General features: G+C 40.3%; 20 protein-coding genes. 7 read left to right on the top strand and 13 right to left on the bottom strand.

All coding sequences use genetic code 11. The annotated features are described in order from the left end of the window. Positions 1 to 40: 40 nt before the first annotated feature. The 5 genes from L2755_RS04650 to L2755_RS04630 all read right to left on the bottom strand — a co-directional run bounded on the left by L2755_RS04650 (position 41) and on the right by L2755_RS04630 (position 3,834). Positions 41 to 1,294: a tyrosine-type recombinase/integrase gene (locus L2755_RS04650; protein ID WP_248979577.1), complete on the bottom strand. Its 1,254-nt coding sequence runs from the start codon at positions 1,292 to 1,294 to the stop codon at positions 41 to 43. Further along, positions 1,284 to 2,024 carry an ATP-binding protein gene (locus L2755_RS04645; RefSeq protein ID WP_248979576.1) on the bottom strand — a complete coding sequence of 247 codons (741 nt, stop codon included), beginning with the start codon at positions 2,022 to 2,024 and terminating at the stop codon, positions 1,284 to 1,286. The genes L2755_RS04650 and L2755_RS04645 overlap by 11 nt, the downstream gene beginning before the upstream one ends. Before the next feature lie 11 nt (positions 2,025 to 2,035). Then, positions 2,036 to 2,794: a helix-turn-helix domain-containing protein gene (locus L2755_RS04640; RefSeq protein ID WP_248979575.1), complete on the bottom strand. Its 759-nt coding sequence runs from the start codon at positions 2,792 to 2,794 to the stop codon at positions 2,036 to 2,038. A 215-nt stretch (positions 2,795 to 3,009) separates the two neighbouring features. Beyond that, entirely contained in the window at positions 3,010 to 3,603 is a 594-nt protein-coding gene (locus L2755_RS04635; RefSeq protein WP_248979574.1) for a toxin YdaT family protein, read from the bottom strand. A 39-nt stretch (positions 3,604 to 3,642) separates the two neighbouring features. After that, positions 3,643 to 3,834 (bottom strand): Cro/CI family transcriptional regulator, encoded by a 192-nt coding sequence (locus tag L2755_RS04630; protein WP_248979573.1) that lies wholly within the window; start codon positions 3,832 to 3,834, stop codon positions 3,643 to 3,645. Positions 3,835 to 3,938: 104 nt separating this feature from the next. On the opposite strand from L2755_RS04630, the gene L2755_RS04625 reads away from it, so the two are divergent. Continuing rightward, positions 3,939 to 4,628, top strand: coding sequence for a S24 family peptidase (locus L2755_RS04625; RefSeq protein ID WP_248979572.1), 690 nt, complete (start codon positions 3,939 to 3,941; stop codon positions 4,626 to 4,628). A 163-nt stretch (positions 4,629 to 4,791) separates the two neighbouring features. On the opposite strand, the gene L2755_RS04620 is transcribed toward L2755_RS04625, so the two are convergent. The 4 genes from L2755_RS04620 to L2755_RS04605 all read right to left on the bottom strand — a co-directional run bounded on the left by L2755_RS04620 (position 4,792) and on the right by L2755_RS04605 (position 8,214). Continuing rightward, on the bottom strand, positions 4,792 to 5,859 hold the full coding sequence (locus L2755_RS04620; RefSeq protein ID WP_248979571.1) for a GTP pyrophosphokinase: 1,068 nt from the start codon (positions 5,857 to 5,859) through the stop codon (positions 4,792 to 4,794). 118 nt (positions 5,860 to 5,977) lie between these two features. Next, positions 5,978 to 6,778 (bottom strand): hypothetical protein, encoded by an 801-nt coding sequence (locus L2755_RS04615; protein WP_248979570.1) that lies wholly within the window; start codon positions 6,776 to 6,778, stop codon positions 5,978 to 5,980. Between the two features lie 117 nt (positions 6,779 to 6,895). Then, complete coding sequence (locus tag L2755_RS04610; RefSeq protein ID WP_248979569.1) at positions 6,896 to 7,543, bottom strand: hypothetical protein; 648 nt, start codon at positions 7,541 to 7,543, stop codon at positions 6,896 to 6,898. A gap of 47 nt (positions 7,544 to 7,590) precedes the next feature. After that, complete coding sequence (locus L2755_RS04605; protein WP_248979568.1) at positions 7,591 to 8,214, bottom strand: hypothetical protein; 624 nt, start codon at positions 8,212 to 8,214, stop codon at positions 7,591 to 7,593. A 611-nt stretch (positions 8,215 to 8,825) separates the two neighbouring features. Between L2755_RS04605 and L2755_RS04600 the strand changes: the two genes are divergently transcribed. Genes L2755_RS04600 through L2755_RS04575 form a run of 6 tightly spaced genes read left to right on the top strand, consistent with a single transcriptional unit; the run spans position 8,826 to position 12,687 of the window. Beyond that, a complete protein-coding gene (locus L2755_RS04600; protein WP_248979567.1) occupies positions 8,826 to 9,149 on the top strand; it encodes a hypothetical protein in 324 nt (107 codons plus the stop codon). 8 nt (positions 9,150 to 9,157) lie between these two features. Next, positions 9,158 to 9,397: a hypothetical protein gene (locus tag L2755_RS04595; RefSeq protein ID WP_248979566.1), complete on the top strand. Its 240-nt coding sequence runs from the start codon at positions 9,158 to 9,160 to the stop codon at positions 9,395 to 9,397. A gap of 3 nt (positions 9,398 to 9,400) precedes the next feature. After that, entirely contained in the window at positions 9,401 to 9,703 is a 303-nt protein-coding gene (locus L2755_RS04590) for a hypothetical protein (RefSeq protein ID WP_248979565.1), read from the top strand. 11 nt (positions 9,704 to 9,714) lie between these two features. After that, positions 9,715 to 10,899 carry a phage N-6-adenine-methyltransferase gene (locus tag L2755_RS04585; protein WP_248979564.1) on the top strand — a complete coding sequence of 395 codons (1,185 nt, stop codon included), beginning with the start codon at positions 9,715 to 9,717 and terminating at the stop codon, positions 10,897 to 10,899. Beyond that, on the top strand, positions 10,896 to 12,428 hold the full coding sequence (locus tag L2755_RS04580; protein WP_248979563.1) for a DNA cytosine methyltransferase: 1,533 nt from the start codon (positions 10,896 to 10,898) through the stop codon (positions 12,426 to 12,428). Before L2755_RS04585 ends, L2755_RS04580 begins: the two co-directional genes overlap by 4 nt. A 10-nt stretch (positions 12,429 to 12,438) precedes the next feature. Next, positions 12,439 to 12,687 carry a hypothetical protein gene (locus tag L2755_RS04575; RefSeq protein ID WP_248979562.1) on the top strand — a complete coding sequence of 83 codons (249 nt, stop codon included), beginning with the start codon at positions 12,439 to 12,441 and terminating at the stop codon, positions 12,685 to 12,687. A gap of 304 nt (positions 12,688 to 12,991) precedes the next feature. On the opposite strand, the gene L2755_RS04570 is transcribed toward L2755_RS04575, so the two are convergent. From L2755_RS04570 to L2755_RS04555, 4 genes are all read right to left on the bottom strand, one after another. Continuing rightward, positions 12,992 to 14,866, bottom strand: coding sequence for an NACHT domain-containing protein (locus L2755_RS04570; RefSeq protein WP_248979561.1), 1,875 nt, complete (start codon positions 14,864 to 14,866; stop codon positions 12,992 to 12,994). Between the two features lie 408 nt (positions 14,867 to 15,274). Next, complete coding sequence (locus L2755_RS04565) at positions 15,275 to 15,661, bottom strand: hypothetical protein (RefSeq protein WP_248979560.1); 387 nt, start codon at positions 15,659 to 15,661, stop codon at positions 15,275 to 15,277. Beyond that, positions 15,654 to 16,529, bottom strand: a complete 876-nt coding sequence (locus tag L2755_RS04560; RefSeq protein ID WP_248979559.1) for a hypothetical protein — start codon at positions 16,527 to 16,529, stop codon at positions 15,654 to 15,656. Before L2755_RS04560 ends, L2755_RS04565 begins: the two co-directional genes overlap by 8 nt. Before the next feature lie 269 nt (positions 16,530 to 16,798). Beyond that, complete coding sequence (locus tag L2755_RS04555; protein WP_248979558.1) at positions 16,799 to 17,974, bottom strand: tyrosine-type recombinase/integrase; 1,176 nt, start codon at positions 17,972 to 17,974, stop codon at positions 16,799 to 16,801. Between the last annotated feature and the right edge of the window lie 45 nt (positions 17,975 to 18,019).

Here is an 18,019-nt window from a genome sequence, read left to right as displayed (position 1 = left end):
TCTCTAATTGCATACTCTATTAGTAATGATGCAGTCATTATTAAACCCACCCACTAGCCATAGGCGTTTGAGCACTCCCATGATCAGCAAGTGATCTAGGCAATATCTCAGGCGCAACAGAAGAAAAACCACGTTCAATCAAATAGGCGTGATATTGCTCTAGCGCTTGGCTCATCCCTTTATCCAAAGTTGATTTAACGTAGGTACGCAAAAGCACCGGCAATGCATGGTTAACCAATCGCTCGCCAATCATGGTATCGACACCCAAGTCAGCCAACATGGTCCTAAACAGAATGCGCAGATCATGGCTGGTAAAATATTTAAACCTAATTTGGGTATTCCAATCATGAGCGGTACGGATCGAGATTGGCCCTTTAACACCAGGGAATAAGATTGAGCGCTTACCAACATGCTTGAGTTGCCACTGTCGGTAATGGTTAATCAGCGCCTTGGCCGATTGAGTTAATGGCATTCTATGTTCTTGCTTATTCTTGGCGTGACTAGCAGGGATCACCCAAGTATCACCGGCAAAGTATTCCCACCGCGCTTGTCGAGTCTCATTAATCCGAGTACCAAACATCATCATCAACACAAAGAGCATCGTCACCGGCATAGCTGAATCACTCAAGCGAGCAAATAACTCAGTCAAATCAGTTTCAAATAGACGGGTATCTTTGGCGCCATTAAGCTTAATTGAGTCGGTAACTTGGTAACCGGCGATCGGATTGGTAGATATCAACCGCAGCTTTGCTGCAGCAGAGAACGCCACCTTTAATTTGTTTACTGCCTCACGAATGTAATTAGGGGCAAACTCATCTTTAAGCATGGTTTTAACTAAACGAGCATCAAGTTCAACAAAGCTGATAGAAGCCAAAGAAAGCGAGCCCAAGCGTGGCAACAAGTGGCATCTAATCAAGGAACTTACGTTACTGCGCCAGCTGCTACTGTAGGTTGAATTGTTCTTAATGTGCGATTGGTACCAAGTGAGTAAACAGCCCACAGTTTCAAATTGACCGGTCACCATATTGCCAACACTCCTTTTAGCCAGCATCACCGGCAGATCACCACTCAAGGTTTTTATACACGCACTTGGCCAGGTCGCAATTTTGTCCCATTTAGTCTTACCACTCTCATTTAACACCAAAAACACACTTGCTTTAGCCCGGTCAGCATTGGCACGTAACCGCAACTCAGGAAAACGCGGATCTCTAAAATCACGAGTCACCCCACCTTTTAGCCAACGCCTAATCGCGGCATCATTCAATTTGCCAATATCGACACCGCTAGCTGTCATGAGTTATGGCCTCTTTTTTTCCCCTGAAACTCTTCCATTCAAATTTAACTAAAACACTAGCTGCATCTTGTAAGCGCTCATAAGCTCGTTCGCCAAGCAAATCTTGCAAACCGGTCTTATCTAAATTGGTGATAAATCCCGTTGGTTTTTTTGCATACAAGCGCTTATCAAGGATCCTAGTGAACCAAAGCAGTTCATCTAATGAACCACGCTGTAAACCTATCTCATCGATGATCAATAAATCCGGCGATACAAACTCAGCAAGTAAACGCTCTTCCGTTAATCCATTTTTTCCATACGACTCCCTAGCTCGAGCAAACACGTCCATCACGCTCATCAACACAACAGAGTGATTGCGAGAAATCAGTTCATTAGCAATAGCGCTAGCGAGGTGGTTTTTACCAGTACCCGGTGTACCCGTAAACAAAAAGCCCTTACCCATCAGCCGCAATTCAACAAAACGATGGGCATACTTACGAGCAATATCAAGCGCCTTAATTTGCCCAGGGCAACTGGTAAAGTAATTATCAAATGTACATTCTAAAAAACGAGTATTGAGGCCAGATTTACCGCTTAATTTGTTCAAAATCTGCAACTGGTGACGCTTAAAAGACTCGTGTTCATCCTCTGACTTGAGCTGTTCGATATGCGAACGGCTGCAGGGTTTAATATGATCAGGACAACGCAGTTTGCGCAACATAGAACTCAGTACAGTGTTTGTATTCATCATGGTTTGCATCGTTATAGCTCCGTGTCAAAGTCTTGATCGTAAGAATTAAACTGCTCAGCGTTGGCTTGCGAGTGAGTCGGAATCAACAACGGGCTAGATTTGCCACCGCTGCTCCCCATGCCCGCATTAATCAACCATTTCGCCTCAAAGCCTACCCAACCCCGCGTTGCACAAGTCGCAATGCAATCCTCAACAGAAAACCCAGCAGCAACCGCATCATGCAAATGCTTAGCAAGACGGTTAATCGCCGTTTGATTTAGTTTTGCTTTTTTATCTTTGCGCATAGCAATCCAGTCAGCCAAAACTTGAACCGTTGGCATAGCTGGCCAGCTTGAAAAATCTAACTTATCAACCGCTGATTTTTTTGAACGAGTCGCTATATCTTTTAAAGGTTCATTGACTGGTTCAAAAGAGTGACTGATTCCGGTGCTATCTGACGGCATACCCCTTGTGCTATCTGACGGCATACCTGTGTTATCTGACGGCACAGGGGGTGCTATCTGTCGGCATAGGGTCAAAATGTAAAGATTCGAACTATTTCCCTTTGGCCCTTTGCGATTAGTGATAGTAAGAAGTCCCGCCTCCTCTAGTTCCTTGATGTGCTTTCTAACGGTACTTTTGGCGATCTCGCACTGCTCAGCAATATGCTGATAACTCGGCCAACACTCGCCAGAATCACTCGCATTATCAGCCAGTTTAATTAGCACTAACTTGCGCAAAGGGTTGCCCACTTTGGCTTTCATCGCTTTAACCATCAATTCCATGCTCATGTAGGATTCCCCCACAATGCGTAAAAATTGACGAAACACCCTTGTCTCAGTAACATACTCTTGCCTCTTGTAGGTATTAAGCCCGTTCGGTCGCCAAACTTAAGCGGGCTTTCTTATGTCTTTAATCAACGTTCACCAGCGTCATATAACATCGGCGAATCCCCTCTTCACTCTTTCAATTAAACGGTTATCACTAAACTGATTCATCACAGCCACTACCTCTGTTCTTTAGCAAGCTTGCTAACTAAGAACGGGTACTCTTGCTCCAAAAGCACCATTGATGCTTGCGTAGTTGCAGCAGACTCTCTTAACTCCCGGTGAGCATTAGCTACTAACTCATTTGATGGCGCTTCGCCTAAATGGATCACAGCCACCTGAGCCTCTGCATTCTCTTTAGTTAATGCCACTGCCATATCCACAGGCTTTAACACGTTGTTATCTGGTCGCTGATCAGCAATCACTGTCACCCCTGCAGCGCTATAAACATCATTGAGATAGTTAACTCGTAAATGAGTTGGCATAGCAGATACGATCGCTTGCTCAACATAAAACAACCGATCAACGATTGGATGCTGGCCCTCGTACTGCCCCAGCCATCGAAACAACTTCTGCGCATTCACTCGTGCATCGTTATGAACGTCATCGGTATTTGCAAAAGTAACGCCCTCTGCAGCCAATAGCTCAAGCATGTCCAAACGTTCAACTGCAGCAACAACATCCATCGCAAAAGCAAAACGCGTCATCCGTGGTTGCTCCAACACCCGATGCACAGCTTTCATCAAAAAAGCCAAACGTGATTGTGTTTTCATGCAAACTTTCCTTTTTCCTATTAAAGTTAATGTCAGTGGTTAAGCTGCATTGTCAGAATGATTCGGCTGAGGAACGGCGGTTAACTCGCCATTCGTTAAACGCTCAATTTGATAAGCGCGAAGCTCAGGGACATCTTCAGGCCACTGACTTATGGCTGATTTAGATAACTTAAGCGCTCCAGCGAGTGAGCATTTATTCCCAAAGTACGAAATTGCATCTTTTGTCTTCATCTAAGACTCCAATATATGACCAAAACAAAGGTTAAGAAAACTTGACCACGAAGTCAACAACAGAATAGGAAACTTAACCAGCATTAAGTTAAGATTGCTTTACTATGATGAATGAACGAATTAAAGAATGTCGCAAGGCTGGGAAATTCACTCAACCAGCAATTGCTAAAACAATCGGCGTTACAAAAGCCACTATCTCGCTTTGGGAGTCAGGTTCAACCTCTCCAAGAGGTGAGAATCTTCATGGATTAGCTAAAGCGCTAGGATGCACTCCTGAGTATTTGTTATATGGAGTAGAAAGCCCAAAAGTAGAAAAGAATGCTGAGTGGGCCGGTGGATTTGAACCATGGGACAACGGTAGCCCATTGGGCCAAGATGAAGTAGAGGTACCCTTTTACATGGAAGTAGAGCTAGCTGCTGGAGAAGGTATTACTGAGGCAGTCGAATATAAAGGGCCTAAACTTCGATTTGCTAAATCGACCTTAAAACGACAAAACGTAGACACCTATAACGCCGCTTGCGTTAAAGTCAGTGGTAATAGCATGGAGCCGGTATTACCCCACGGTTCAACAGTAGGTATTGATACTGCCGCAATCAATATTGTAGACGGTAAGATGTACGCCATTAACCATGACGGCATGTTACGCGTAAAGATGCTTTACAGACTACCAGGTAATGGACTTCGCTTGCGTAGTTATAACATTGACGAATATCCCGACGAACGCTACGAAGCAGATGCCCTAAAACATATCAAAGTGATCGGCAAAGTTTTTTGGTACTCGGTGTTGATATAACTAAATTGGACATAAACGCGTTAGACTATTAATTCTAATGCATTCGATTTGGATTGGTTTCCGGTTGTGAGGTAACGCCTTGCTAAGCGGAAAAGAAAGGTTGGATATAATCGCGAAGCGATGGGCAACTGTTATTTCCCGCTTAAGCAATTTGGTATACAATTTACTTTCCAAAACTATGCAAATATGAAGCAAAATCATTTCGTTCATCAGTTGAACTCAATTTCATTTCATCTAAAAATTTTAAAATTTCTTCTTCTGTTTTTATTTTCGAGCCTAATACTTGATACATATAAAAGATGGAGATCCCTTTGCTTAATTTTGTCTCATCAGTTTTCGTAACATAAACATCTTTAGCTCGCTGTATAATTAAACCTCTATTCAGTTCTAATGATTCTTCAATTTCAGATATACTTTCGATACCAAAATAGTTCGAATATTTAACATGACTTGCAGCTTTATCTTTTGTTGAGTCAACAAGTTCAACACCAATTATTTCTGCGATTTCTAAATCTAGTAGATTTAAAAAATTACTTGTGTTGGCATAATTATACAGAGATACCTTATCAATACTCACAAACTGAGGGGTTTTCTCTATTGACTCGTGTACATCGTTTTCATAACTATCTAGTTCATTTCTAATTTGAATAAATTGATCATCAGCTAACTCAAGTAGGCCGGCTAATTGTGAAAATTTACGACGTACTTGCTTGGGAATTTCTATTTTTGATTTATAACCAATATCATGTTCAATTTCCGCCCATGTGTGCTGTAAAATAGAACGGATTTGAATCTCAAATTTCAACGATTTAAACCCCCTATATTCAGGTAAACCTGATCGACTTTCTGATATTTCAGCAACATAATGTAAAGATAGGTATCCGAATCTGTCAGGATCTAAGCTAGCTCTTTTATCTATTGAATTTTCAACATCAATTAAAAACTCTTTCTCAATTAAATCAGCAATTAGGTCAACATCATCAGAGTAATGAGTAATAATTCTGATGCCAACGATATCAGTTAATTCTGACAAGGATTTATATTTATCTTTTTTATCAATCTTTTTCTGTAAACTGCTTCTTTCTTTAACTCTAGAGTTCACTGAATGAGCATCAATTTCAGATGCACTTAATAACGTATTAATTAGTGACGCTATCGATAGAGAAAATTGAGAGTACAATCGTTGCTTTTCATCATATTCAATTAATATCAGCTCTTTTTTCATGCTCATAAATATAGGTAACCTTTAAATTGTATAACGCCGCAATAAGTGGACTAAAATGGTGGGTTATAATGTGTAGCGAAACCTAACCCACAGTTTTAGTTCCGTTTAATTGCCTTGCTAGAGCTTAAGCACCAGAAAACTCGATTCTTAATGGCAAATCAGTCATTGCATAATGTATGAATTGTTGACCTAATGCGGTAAGTTCATAGCCCTCCACATTATCAAAAGCTGAAACTGCAGGCTTAGGACCACTTCCTTTAGATCTGCGTTGTGTAGACTTAGGAATAAAGTTTCCATGATAGTCAGTTTCTCGGTATTGTCGAATTATACCACCAGTACTTAAATCTCGGATTAATAGTTTATATAAGTCAGCATCAGCAGAATCTTCGCGAACTCGGTTTTTACCAACTTTCTCCCAGATTTGGCCTCGAGTAATTCCGTTAGTATTATATATTGATCCGATTACCTGAAAATGTAACTCCGAGTATTGATTAATCCAGTCAATGAACATGCGAACTACATCATCACTCGATACAGAGCTTCCCGCCGCATTTGATAATATATTACGTATATATTCACGCTTCTCTTCACTCTCAGCGCAAGACCATTCTCGGAATGTTTTCTTTAACAATGATTGGTAGGATCTACTTTCAACACGCTTTGCAATTGCTTCATCTTGTAAATTTAAACGAGCCATTATTTCAATAATCGTTTCTTCTTTTTCTTTTAACTCATCCTCAAGCATTTTTACCCAGTGCTCAAAAAATTTATTTACCTTATCTTGTTCATTTTCAGACCACGCTCCCGAAATTGCAGAGAAAACACCTCCAACAAGTGGAACAGCCCCGCCTACAGCTTGCATTGCGCCTCGGACTACCTTTGCACTTTTGCTGCTTTCTGGCATTTCATTTACAGATTCAGTCATGAATACTCCTTAAGCTCTAACGCTAAGCTAACCAGCAGCGTGCTGGCGCAGTTTTTTTGCTGCGGTTTGAAAAAAATGCGACAGCTTTAGCTGTCTGGTTGAGCTTCTTGTTATGTTTCATTTGATTGCACGGGTAAGGTTTGTGATTACCAAGCCCATTTCCCTAATTACTATAAAAGTCAATTTAGCAATAGAAGGCATTTGTTCAATTGCATCATCCAATGTTGGCTCACGACGACTTGCTGTACTCAAAATATCTTTGAGTTGACTAACATTAGGATCTCTATCAATTTCTTCATTCAAAGCATTAAGTTTTTGAGATACTTCCTTTAATTTTTCAAGACTCTCATTAAGCTCAGTATTAGAAGATACCTCTTCAATTACTTTTTTCTCAAGATGTGAATATTGTTCTTTAAGGAATAGAGCTAAGCTAGCTTTTTTGACTAGCAATTCCATCGCTTTCTTTTGAACTGCTAAATCACCTAGTTCTTCTTTTGTCTTTGCTCTGGTTTCTTCTAAACCTCTCAACTCATCAGTTGTTTTGGCAATAGACCTTAAAGAATCCATTTCAATCTCTTGAAGATCAGTCTTGGTTAAAGCAGGCTTTGTAAAGGCAAATAAACCAACAACAGAGGCTAAGCCACCAACAATTCCCGCATAAGAGAAATAGACATCTTTATCAAAAAGTCCGAAATGAACGGCGATCCAGCCACCAATGAAATATGTGATGCATAGTAGTATTAATATTGCAGATAATCGTCTCACTCTGATTCCTTATGAAACATAACGCCTTGCTAAGCGGAAAATAATGGTTAGCTTTTGTTTGTTAATGCATTAAAAACCGGAATGATGTGTTCTTTCGCTGTACCGTACAGGCTTGCAACTTGTTCAAAATGCTCCGGAGCTACTGCACACGCGACGCTAGTTATAATGCTATATGTTGTTTGTCTCCAACTGGTTTTACTACTACTTTCAAGATTTTTATTTATTAAATCGAACGCTTTTCTAGTAAAATCAGCTTCTTCTTTAGTAAATTTGTACATAGAGTGCAACTCACTCTCCATAGATTCCAATTTAGATTTAAGTTCATCTATTTCACTCGAAGAAAATTTTTCATCCGAATCAGGTACGCTAAATATATCTGAATTAGCTAAAACACTATTGATACTATTACTAACTTTTTTTTCCCCGATTTGAATGTTCACTGTATAACTTTCAATTTTAAAAATTCTAAATTCAAAAATAAGGCCAAAGTTAAATACATGTGCTTGACCTCGCTCTAGGGTAACAGTTTGAGAGTCGAACCCATCAAAACCTACCGTAACACTGACTGCTTTTTGATCATCGGTATAATCAATATCTACATATAGACAGCCATCAAAAAAAGTAGCCGTTTCGTCAAAACGAACTGTCATATCTTGTTTGTTAAAACTCAAATTTATCTCCAGGGTAGAAAAAAGCTAACATTTGTATATACGACCTGCGCGTTTTGCCAAGTCCACTCGAGAAAGCGTGCACGGGCATCAAGCCTTACATATGTATCAATACAATGCATTACGACAAATTAAACCAAATTGTATCCAATACACCTACTGATAAAACTTAGTCGCACATTTTACTTGCCTGCTATTTCAGCTATTCAAGGTCGCACACTTTCATGCTACTGAATTTACATAGTTTATTCACACCCCACAATAGTAAAGTGGGAATAATTGTTGATTTTTTGGCTTGATTTGTTGGAAAAGCCAATACGACTGTGTAGGTACACAGCTGTATTGAGGTGTTAGGAATGAAGCACTCTAGTCCTTTTTTGGCGAACAGTGAGGTCATTTCTTGAATTTTTCGTCTCACACTAGATGAGATATGACTAAAGCTGATAAACAAGATGTAAACAAACTTTTTCCCACTTTTGTCTTTCTTCTATCCATATCTCTTAGCTTCTTAAGATTCAAATAAACATAAAAATCAAGTTTTATAAACACAATGACTTGACTATAAAGTCAAGATAACTTAACTTTATAGTCAAGTTATCTAACCGGTAAGCAAAATGATTCTAACTAAAGTACAAACAACACCCAAGCAACGCACTGAGTTTCGTCTTTTAGTTGCGATTCGTTTTGCTTGCTTAATGGCGAAATCACAAGGCATATCTCAACCGATAGATTGTCCACGAGTACAACATAGAGCATCTAAATTGGCTAAGTACTTAGCTTATAACCACCCAAGCCAAGCATTCCAACAACAGTACATGCATCACGCAGGCGAGCTTGGGCAACTGTTTAGCCTTCGCTATACCGAACCCAAGCAAGGGATAACCGGAGTAATTAATGTATGGAGTCATCAGACAAACCTACATCAACTAACCGCGTAAGCAGATTGATGAAGCAGGTAAGGCACCAGCAACATTACGACCAACTTCTAGCCGAGCAAGATTTAACATGGGCACTTGAATGGTTCGAAAAACAAATACAAAGCCATCACCAAGCCATTAAGTGCTGGCCCCATGAACGTGCCACTTTCACCCGCTTAATAGCGCTGAATGAGCAAGCCAAACAAAGAATGATGAGTGAACACCAGACAATAATCGAGCGTGTTGCAATGCGACAACTAGAGGGATAAGCAATGAACTATCTACTAGCAGGCCATGAGCCTATCGAGCGAATGCAGCTGCTGATCCAAAAGTTCACCAAGATGAACTCTGAGCCGCAAAAGAAAGCCCTCATTGAGCATTATGTCAACGCGCTACCAGTTGAACGCGCTGCCGCTCGCTTTGGTATTGAAGTTTCAAACCTGGTCAGAGCCCAAGAACGGCTCGAAGAGGTCGCCAGCAATATCGAACAGGTCAAAGAACTTGATTGGGCGCGTTTTGGCTACACCAGTAACCCTAATCAGTTAAGTGATAACAAAGCATCAAGTGCAAGCTAAGGAACAGCATTATGACAAAGACAACAACAGCGCCAAGTAGCTACGCCCAAAGGCTAGCCAAGCTAAAGCAGCAAACACAACACTATTTGAAAGAAGTCGGCGATCAGTGGCAAACACCGCCTGCATTGTTTTGGGGCGTATTTGCTAAGTACGGCCCGTTTGTACTGGACCTATTCACCGATGGTAGTAACAACAAATGCCCTAAGTTTTACACAGTAGAAGATAACGCCCTAACCCAAGATTGGACTGCCGAACTTAAAGGCGGCAAAGCCTATGCAAACCCGCCCTACTCCCGCGCCAGTATAGAAGATGGCAACGCAGTAACAGGCATGCGCAGTATCATCAAAAAAACGCTAATAGAGCGTGATAAAGGCGCGAAAATGGTTTACGTCATTAAATCGGCAACATCGGAAGTTTGGTGGCCCGAAGATGCCGATCACGTCTGCTTTATTCGTGGCCGCATTAGCTTTGACTTGCCAGAATGGTTTAAACCGGCTGATAAAAAACAGGAAGCATCAAGCGCTGGTTTTGCCTGTGCCATAGCCGTATTTGATAAAGAATGGCAAGGCGAACGCATGGGTTACATCAATCGCGATGATCTACTGCGAGATGGCCAAATCATGCTTGATATGGTCGAAGCTGCAGCACAAGTAAAAGCACCAGGTGATAATCAAAACAGAACGCAGCCTATCGCATCGGCATTTTCAATTACTTTCTGCGTGACTAGAGCTTGGAATGACTACCTTGATAGTGAAAACAGCTTGAGCAAGGAGTTAATCACTGCAAACACTGCATTTGATGTAGAGAGTGAATTTGAAGCCTTTGCCAATCACTGCTTACTCAATGGGGATTCTGAACAAGAAGTTAAGCAAAGTCTCACCCAGCGAATTGTCGAGTTAGCGGCCAATATAAGGATGACTGTAGAGCCACAACAAAACACGCAAATTGACATTGAAGAGCAAATTGCCCGGGAGACAGAAAAAGATAATCAAACCAAATCAGTTTGGCCCAATGAGGTATTTGAGCTAGTCGAAAAGGCTTTCGCTGCTTACCCAGAAAAAATTAGTAATTATCGTCACCGCCACCTCTGCGAACGCGCTAATGAGTTGTTGTTATTACAACACAAGCACAGTGATGTATTAACCGAACTCAACGCCATGCTTGATAAATGTGAACCAATGGGAGAAGTAGCATGAACGGTCTAATAGTCGATAACTTTGCAGGGGGTGGCGGTGCTTCTGAAGGAATAAGCTGGGCATTAGGTCGTAGTGTTGATATTGCTATTAATCATGACCAAGACGCCATTGCCATGCATTCAGTAAACCACCCAGACACCCTGCACTATTGCGAATCTGTTTTTGACGTGAACCCAGTCCAAGCTACAGCCGGTAAGCCTGTTGATTTGGCTTGGTTCTCGCCTGACTGCAAGCACTTTAGTAAAGCTAAAGGCGGTAAACCCGTAAGCAAACAAATTCGCGGCCTAGCTTGGGTAGTGATTCGTTGGGCGCTGCTGACTCGCCCAAAAGTCATCATGCTAGAAAATGTAGAAGAGTTTAAAACGTGGGGGCCAGTCATTGAATGTGAGCAAACCCAAACGGCCAAGCCATGCCCGGAACGTAAAAGTGAAACCTTTAAAGCATTCGTTAATATATTATCGACTGGCATTAATGCAAATCACCCTGCACTAGCTGAATGTATCGATGTGCTAGGCCTGACCGACATTAGCCAGCTCATAAAAGGTTTAGGTTATAAGGTTGAGTGGCGTGAAATGCGCGCCTGTGACTATGGTTCACCAACCATTCGCAAACGTTTATTTATGGTGGCTCGCTGTGATGGACTCCCTATCGTTTGGCCGCAGCCAACCCACGCAGCACCAGGTAGTGATCAGGTGACAAGTGGTGAGTTGCTGCCATACAGAACCGCCGCAGAATGTATCGATTGGTCTCTGCCCTGCAAATCTATCTTTGGCCGTAAAAAGCCATTAGCTGAAAACACCATGAAGCGAATAGCCAAAGGCATACAAAAATTCATCATCGATGCCAAAGAGCCATTTATTGTACCTAGTCATGATATAGCACCATTTATCACCGAACACGCCAATGCCAGCAGTCAACGAAATATGCCAGTTAATGAACCGCTACGCACCATTTGTGCTGAAGTAAAAGGCGGTCACTTTGCTGTTGTATCACCGGTTGTGTGCCGCCAATTTGGGAACAGCATAGGCCATTCCATCAATGATCCACTAGGCACTATCACTGCTGGGGTTGATAAATCTCAGTTAGTAACCAGCCACATGATAAAACTAAGAGGCACCAATATAGGTCATGCCACTAACGAACCCGTGCACACAATTACCGCAGGTGGTTTACACATTGGCGAAGTAAAAGCTTTCTTTATCAAATATTACGGTAACGAACAAGACGGCGTACCGTGTGATCAACCTCTGCACACCATCACCACTAACGACCGATTTGGCTTGGTAATGATAAAAGGTGAACCCTATCAAATCATTGATATTGGTATGCGTATGTTGGAACCACACGAGTTGTTTGCCTGCCAAGGCTTTAAACCTGAATACATCATTAAGGACTACAACGGAAAAACCACCAAAAAACGACAAGTTGCCAGAGTGGGCAACAGCGTGCCACCACAGTTTGCCGAGGCTCTTACCCGAGCAAACCTACCTTACATTTGCATTAAAACAATCGCTGCAGCTGCAGCCTAAGGACAAAGCAATGGATTCAACTAAATTTCAATCTGAAGATGCACCTATCAAAAACTATTTGATAGATGAAAAATTACTATCAGCCACACAAACCATGAAAATTCTTAGCGTTAGCAGGGCAAAGTTTTACACTAAAGTGGTTAAGGACCCTGATTTTACCAAGATCGTTAGACCGCTGTGTTTAATCCAAAATGGCTTAAAGCAATATAGACAAACCGAAATAATTGCATTCATTGAGAGAAAGCAAGAGGTGCATTAACGGGTAAAAAGCTCATTTAGATGCAATCTGTCAGTTTTAAGTTGCTATGTAGCTATGTAGCTAAAACTGACAGTTTATCTAGGCTTTTACTGCCACATTATCAGGCAGAGTAAAAGCTCGTTCACATCTTGCTAGTATGTTTTACCATACTAAAATTTATCCGTTTCCATGGTACTGTTTTTTGTTATCTTATGGCTTATCACTAGGAAAATTCGACGGACTAACGATACATACATCGGGTTTGTAAATCTTGTAGTTTTATTTCGATTAAAAAGGCTCCATAGAGCCCTTTTATAATTAGTGGTTAAGCAATAATACTTTCACTATCTTTTTTCCGTTTAAATGCAGTCTTGAGTAAGCTTGGTCTTTCCTTCTTAAAGCAAAAATCTATTAACGCTTCATGCTCTTTTACAATACTCCGATTCATTATTTCTATTAGAATTTTCTCAAAATCAAGCCTGTGGTTATTCGGGAGTACATCTAAAACTTCTATCAAAGGAACTATTACGCCATCACCTTTATCAAGCTTATCTATCTCTTGTACTAGGGTCTCGTGATTATTTTCAACATACATTTTGCTAGAGTTCGTTGCAAATACGCTCATTACAATAGGGTGAAAAATTTTGAGTTCATAAATATTACTGGCCTTTTTATCGATAGCCTTACCTACGGCCAAACCTACACTAGGATGGTCCAAAATGTCTTGAGTAAATGATAAATGGACACCTTCCATTACTTTATATGCACCCTTAATCCACTCCTTGCGAGTCACATTTTTGATATCTTTTGGATCAAAAATCGAGTTGAAACAAGGAATATGGTAGTACTTTGTATATTCTTTGGTGTCTATACCAGATAAAAAAGCTAAGACTTCTTTATATTTGGTTTCCTCATCTCCTCTGTGGCATTCTTTATAAAAAATAGCCTTATCATCAAGATCCTGTCGTGCTATGTACACCGACGTAAAGTACTCTTGCAGTGATTTATGAGAATAGACAATCTTGTCATAACCGTTATTACACAAGATGCCAGTGCATTGTTTAATTATATTAATTAACTTCGTAGGTTCAACATTGTCATAGCAGGCTTCATCGAGAGCAATCTCAGCAAATTTACTCGCCTCTTCATGGGTGAAGTCGTACATTTCTTCGCTAAAACTGAGGAAACTAAAATTAGAGAACACTTCTTCGATTTGAAAATCGTTTAGTGGAATGTCTATCCCCCTATCAATTTTTTTACCTGGTTTTAAGCTATCGTGATGAGTAAGCAAAGTTAAAAACACTTTTTTATAAAAATCAGATAGATTGTCAGGTATCTTTGACCAAGCCTTAAAAGTCAAAAATAAAAGAATTGCCAGTATAGGGGTTGCAGCGACTTTTTTTATATTTGGGTTATTCTCAATTTGCGCCATAGCTTCACTAACTGAATCCAAATCATGACAGGATATATTTTCAAATAACAGTCGAATGTGCTCAACTTCCAGATCTAAAACCTGATAATTGCTAACAAACGGTTCAGTGGTAATTATCGTATCAGGTCTTGTTGTAACTATAATTGTCGTTTTGGGGTATAACCTGGAAAAATCCTTAATCTTGCCCAGAGCTTCTTCTCTTATACTTGGCGGCATTTCATCAAACCCATCTAGAAAAAGCTTGATATATCCACTTTTGAACAGTCTTTCGATACCTTTCTTATTTGTACTCACATTGTGACGACCAAACCAATCTACAATTAAGTCAATTAACAGTTGTCCTTCACCAAAGTACTTTAGTTCAAAAAAAACAGGTAGATACCTGCCATTTTTAAATTCATTTATTAGCATTTTCCTTAAAAAGGTCGATTTACCTTGACCGGCACGGCCAATAATGCTCGTAATACCTTCGCTGTAAAAATTCAAATTGGTTATTTCAAATTTTTGTTCTGGATCATTCATTGGCGACATGAACAACGGCACGTAAACATCATCGATAAATACGTCACATTGACTGGAATAGAGTGTCCTAATATTTATATATTCTTCGCATGCATTACAGTAATTACGAATAGAATTTTCATCGAAAGAAGCACTAATTTCATCAGCTATTTTTGTCCAACCAAAGTCGGTGAATTTCTTTACAATAGAAGTTGTTAATGTTAAGAGAGCCTTCGAGGCTAGAGTTTCTAAGACGGGCATATTCATTGAGTTCGTGATTATTAAAAGCGCAAGTATCGCACAATCAAATGAGTATACCCATAAAAAACCTTGTTATTACCTGAAAAAAAACAACTTTTTCGTCATTCCCTACAAATATCAGTTTGGCGGTAATCGCCTGTTAATTACTATTTTATTCTAGTTACCGCTCAAGCAGGGTTAAGCAAATGTTTTGAAGTTTTAATATCTAACTCGGATTGAATCCCTAAAAGTGTAATACCAGACAATAATTGTGGGGGACTTACAATCTTCCAGCGCCGACCCATCATGTCATGTCATGTCGGTATCTTTTAGAACACCGAAGACTTCACAACTCCTAAATTAGGCAGCCCGAATTATCACCAATCGTTTGTCTTCACCGTTTTCCGATGAATAAGAAAGGTTTGGCTAGGTCAGTTAACCTTCCCGAAGGTCACTCATAAGCGTTGAGAGCGGTATGTAGAAGATGATACCGAGTAGGAAAATAAAAATTTGAAACACGTAAAAATAAAAATTGATATCAGGTAATACCTGAAAGCCGATGTACATAGTCATAGAGATAATTGATACCGTGAATATGTACACCTGATAAGTGCTAAACCTTCCACCTTTTTTGTTTTTATCTGGTACATCTAGCGTCTTAGCCAATAATTGCCCATACATGATCGAGGTTGCCAAAGAAAAGTCAGAAAGCTTAACGAATGACACCAAATCATCACTAAGTATTTTAATTATGAACAGTACCAACAAAGGTAAAGCAATAAATACCGCTTCTTTTTTAGCTACATCATAAGTTCTAGTCATTTTCTAAACCCAATATGAATTGCTCAACTTCATTCTGAGGTACAACACTAATTACTTTCAAGACCTCAGTTTCGAAAGTCACTTTCTTTTTGAATTTATTAGATTTGTGCTTCGTTCTTACTTGTACATGTAAAGCATCGCCAGGCCATATTTGTTCTTGATGGTTTGACCATTTTGTAAACCATTTTTCATCTAGCATTTTCGCACTAAATGTTCTGGGTTTACGAGTACTACACTCAAAGTCCCATTGAAGATTCTCGACATATGAAGGGCGTCTAACTATGAAGACTTCTATAGATGGGAAAGGCTGAATCGTATCTTCAAAAATCTGATCTCCATTACGAGGGCAAGCAAAGCCCTCACTTATATCAATAAAGTCTAATTTACGCCCAAATTGAACGATATCCTCTGGTGTGAGAAAACCTTTAGCTTTATATATCTTGTTTAATGCGTCAGCTATGTCAAGTAAATGGGCATCACCTTGGCATGTAAACTGTTTGAACTCTTCTTCGTTAGCTGCGGCAGATGTATATACATTGTCGGCGAAAATGCGGATATCATTTTCAGAATCAACCTTACTTGTGGTTGATATTTCTTTCCTCACACCCTCGTAAATTCCATCAAATATATTATTGAAATTTGCGTTGCGTACTTTATCTTTAATATGAAGGCAAATATCAGCAATACATGAACCTTCGCGAGTGCTGTCTAGTGAAGACCTAAACTCAATATTGTTACCGTATCCACGGATAAATGCCTCTTGTAATTCATTGAAACCCTCCACATACATCGCCATTGCATTAAATACGCGCTCAGGACGCTCTTGTGTAGTGTCAAAATCTATACGAATTGAATAGCCAACAGACATTTTAATTCTCCATTATTCGAGCTGTTAAATTTTCTCTCGTAATACCCTATTAAACAAACTTTTTACAAAAGGATTACATTACCTGTCTAGCCTAAGTAACGAACCATAGGGTCAAGTTCTGTGTATATCTAAAACGGGTTTACTTTTCTGATTCATACAATACGAACCAGAATATATGCTCACCCCCTAGTTTCGGCATAAGCTAGCATAGAACTGTAATCAATGTATGCTATTGAAAGTGTTAAATAGCATTGGGCTACTATAACCCACTAACCCTGCAGAATATGCTTTTTCAACAAATCCCAATATAACTGATAGGCAATTATCTGCTCATCATACCAATCATGCTTGTTGTAAATAGCCATGATCCCACCCAACTCATGGCCCAACATCTTTTCAGTGACATGGGGCATTATTTTATTCTCACTCAGTCGAGTTGATATTGTTCGCCGGAAATCGTGCGGTACAAAGTGAGGATAATCGAGCTGTTCATTTAGACGTTGTACGTATCGATTTAGCGCATGAGTTGAAAGCGCTTTATCCTGGCTTAATCCCTCAATCAAGAAATGCCGGTCTTGCCCATAAATAAAATCTAACGACTCAATGATACTGATGCTTTGGTTGCTTAACGGACGCCGAATCATTTTGCCCGTCTTAGAGCGTTCTTTAGGCAATATCCAGATGGCTTTATCAAGATCAAACTCGCAGCGTTTAGCCCCTCTTATCTCGGCGTTTCGAGCACCTGTTAGGATAAGCAGCTTTACGCAGGCTTTGGTTTTAGGTGTCGCCCTACTCGCTTCAACTTGGCGCCATAACCCTGCCACCTCGCCCCACTCTAATACGCGCTCTCTGCGCGACTGGTGAGCACCTATAGCCTTAATGGGTATATCTAAGCAGGCTGATGACTTAATTTCACCACGCGCTTTTGACCAACGTATAACCGTTTTTAAACGCTTAAGAATACTGCCAGCGTTTGCGGCTGTCGTTTCTTCTCTTACACCATCAAGTAACTTAATCCATTCCGTGTACCTGTATCGCTCAACATCGATATTGAAATTAGGCACTATGTACTTGGAGATAAAGCTTTCATACAGAACAACAGTCGTTGGCGATAGCTGAGGGTAAGCGTATGCTTTCATAAAGTCATTGCTGATATCGCCAAGCAGCCGCGCTGCACCTCTATTAACGCCGTGGCAACGAGGGTCCAAATTGTCAACTAACAGCTGTCTATACTCCAGCGCGGTTGCACGAGCCTCGGCAAGTTTGAGATCCGGGTAGCGACCAATTTTGATTCGCTGTTGCTTAGCTTGCCAACGAAAGCGATAATAAAAGGCAATGACAGCATTCTTGGTAATTCGTACACTTAAACCATCACGATCAGCAATCTCAATGGGGCCGTGGTAAGGTGCTTTTATATTCCTTAATTTACTATCAGATAATGCCATTTGACCAACCTTCGCGTGATGCACATTGTTAACATTCGTGATGCA

The sequence above is a fragment of the Shewanella abyssi genome, from assembly GCF_023284025.1.
In the GTDB taxonomy this organism is placed as follows: domain Bacteria; phylum Pseudomonadota; class Gammaproteobacteria; order Enterobacterales; family Shewanellaceae; genus Shewanella; species Shewanella abyssi.
Note: the sequence above shows the minus strand (reverse complement) of the source record. Positions and strands in the feature narration are given on the sequence as shown.